4 protein-coding genes are annotated in these 2,475 nt (G+C 57.3%); all 4 read right to left on the minus strand.

The genetic code is table 11. The annotated features are described in order from the left end of the window. Window positions 1-95 precede the first annotated feature (95 nt). Window positions 96-626: a transcription termination/antitermination protein NusG gene (gene nusG / locus ACH2EH_RS00575; protein ID WP_309698048.1), complete on the minus strand. Its 531-nt coding sequence runs from the start codon at window positions 624-626 to the stop codon at window positions 96-98. Window positions 627-669: 43 nt separating this feature from the next. Further along, window positions 670-915, minus strand: coding sequence for a preprotein translocase subunit SecE (secE, locus tag ACH2EH_RS00580; RefSeq protein WP_395137773.1), 246 nt, complete (start codon window positions 913-915; stop codon window positions 670-672). Between the two features lie 125 nt (window positions 916-1,040). Further along, window positions 1,041-1,538 carry an RNA polymerase sigma factor gene (locus ACH2EH_RS00585; RefSeq protein WP_309698052.1) on the minus strand — a complete coding sequence of 166 codons (498 nt, stop codon included), beginning with the start codon at window positions 1,536-1,538 and terminating at the stop codon, window positions 1,041-1,043. Between the two features lie 83 nt (window positions 1,539-1,621). Continuing rightward, window positions 1,622-2,475, minus strand: an 854-nt coding sequence (locus tag ACH2EH_RS00590) for an FAD-dependent oxidoreductase (protein WP_395137775.1), incomplete at its 5' end; no start/stop codon positions are given.

Consider the following 2,475-nt stretch of genomic DNA (forward strand, 5'->3'; position numbering starts at 1 on the left):
ACGACGCCCACTACTTTTTTTGCCATTTTCTTTTCTCCGTAGTATTAACGGCGGGGTTTTTAGTGAGGCCCGCCTCCTACTTTAACGGTTTCCCGTTAAATCTTTTCGATCTGGTTGAAGTCCAACTCGACCGGTGTGTCGCGACCAAACAAAGAGATCATGACCTTGGCCTTCTCTTTTTGGTCGTTGACCTCATCAATCTTGCCGGTGAAGTCCGCAAAGGGTCCGGAGTTGATCCGAATCACCTGGTTCTTCTCCCAGATCTTCTTGGGCCGCGAGGCCGCGTTGTTGGGATCGAGGGCATCGAGGATATCGCGCACCTCTTTGTCCTGAAGCGGAACGGGCTTGTTGCCCGAGGAGACAAATCCCGTGACTCCCGTGGTGCTCTTGATCAGATACCAGGTGTCGTCATCGAGGATCATGTCAATGAGAACGTAACCCGGGAAGACTTTACGCTTATACTCGGTCTTCTTCCCGCCACGGTTTCGCGTCTCGGTATCCGTGGGGACGAGGATGCGGAAAAGCTTCTGCCGGAGCCCCATTGTCTCCGCGCGCTTCTCGATGGTCACTTTGACCTTCATCTCATGGCCTGAATAGGTATGAATTGCGTACCAGTGTCGCTGCATCGTGCTGTCCTTTTAAAACGTTTCCTAACGAAAAAAACACTGCCTACTTGCGGGTTAGAAGCCGCTCGGCGAACTGCGACAAGGCAAAATCAATTCCCCCGCAGTAAATAGCCACTACCCCGATGAGCAACAACACAATCTGTGTCATCTTGATCAGCTCGGGACGAGTCGGCCAGTGGGTCTGAGGCGATTTCAGCTCATGCCGAACTCCCTTCACATACTCCTCAAATCCTTGCCGAGAAGGCTTCTTTTTGGGGGCCGGTTGCTGCGGTGCGGTGGTGCTTGCCATAGTTTCTCCCTAACTTATCTTCGGGCAACAAAAAGCAGGGTACCTTGAAGGTGCCCTGCATCTGTACAGATTATCACGATTTTTAGTACCTGTCAATGCCACTTAAAAGTTCCGGAAGTTCTTGCCTATGCGAGCACAAGCTGCTTCTGAACCATCTTGCGGGCACGATGGATACGGGCCTTGACAGTGGCCATGGGCAGACCGGTACGCTCCACGATCTCATTGTAGCTCAGCTCGGCGATAGTGAGCAGAAGAACGTCGCGGTAGCCCGGCGGCAGGGTCTGCACCACTTGAAGAACGGCGCTCGCCTCTACGCCATCAATGGCGCGCTTCTCTGGCCCGACAAACTCACGGGTAGACTCCCACTCCGCGATCTCACTGGTGCCCTCACGGTCGCGGCGCTTGCGCTGGATTTTGTGGAGGAAGATGCTTCGCAAGATGCAGCGCAGCCACGCCAGAGTCGCATCCTGGGTTCGAAGCTGGTAGAAGCGGGTGTAGGCCCGCAGGAGCGTGTCCTGCACCAGATCCTGGGCATCCGCCGAATCGTGGGTGAGATGCAGTGCAAAGCGCATCAAATTCTCGCGGTGGGGCAGAACCGCATTCTCAAAACTCGCTGTCCTCATGGTGCTTGTATTGTAGATGCTATCCCAAGGTTCCCGCATCGGGCGCAGGGTGGATTTTACGCCCCGCTTATCCGTCTGTAGACCTACTTCACGCTGGTACGAGGCAGCTTGGAGATGCCCATGAGATACTGATCTACACCGTGCGCCGCTTCTCGGCCCTCGGCGATAGCCCAGACAATCAGGCTCTGGCCCCGGCGCGAGTCGCCTGCGGCAAAGATGGCAGGGACATTCACCGACATGTAGTTCTCGTCGGTTTTTACGTTGCCGCGCTGGTCGAGCTCCAGCCCAAACTGCGTCAGGAGCGCTCGCTCCGGGCCGTTGTAGCCAATGGCGATCAGCACTAAATCGGCAGGGAAGACCGTCTCGGAGCCCGGAATGGCTACCACGCGGCGTCCACCCTCAGCGCGCTCAATACGCTTCACTTTCACCGCGTGAAGGGATTTCACATTGCCGTTGCCATCTCCCTCGAAGTGGGTCGTGTGAATGCCCCACTCGCGCTCGCCACCCTCTTCGTGCGCGGGGCCGGACTTTAAAATATGCGCGGGCTGCGGCCACCAGGGGTTTAGCTCAGGCATCTCCACGGGCGGCTCCGGGTGGATCTGGAACTGGGTCACCGAGGCCGCGCTCTGACGTAGCGCCGTTCCGTAGCAGTCCGCGCCCGTGTCGCCGCCACCGATGATCACGACGTGCTTACCTTTGGCATCAATTGTAGGAATGCTGTCGCCCGCATTGCGCTTGTTCTGCGGCACCAGATAGTCCATTGCGTAGTGCACTCCCGCTAGCTCGACGCCGTGTAGCTCCAGAAGACGCGGCTCCAGCGCTCCGGTGCAGAGTAAGACCGCCTCAAAGTCGCGGCGCAGCTCCGTCACTGTCACGTTCTCCCCGACCGTGGCACCCGTGCAGAAGAAAATACCCTCGCCCTCAAGCTGCGTGAGCC

Origin of the sequence: Armatimonas sp. (genome assembly GCF_043760365.1) — a bacterium.
In the GTDB taxonomy this organism is placed as follows: domain Bacteria; phylum Armatimonadota; class Armatimonadia; order Armatimonadales; family Armatimonadaceae; genus Armatimonas.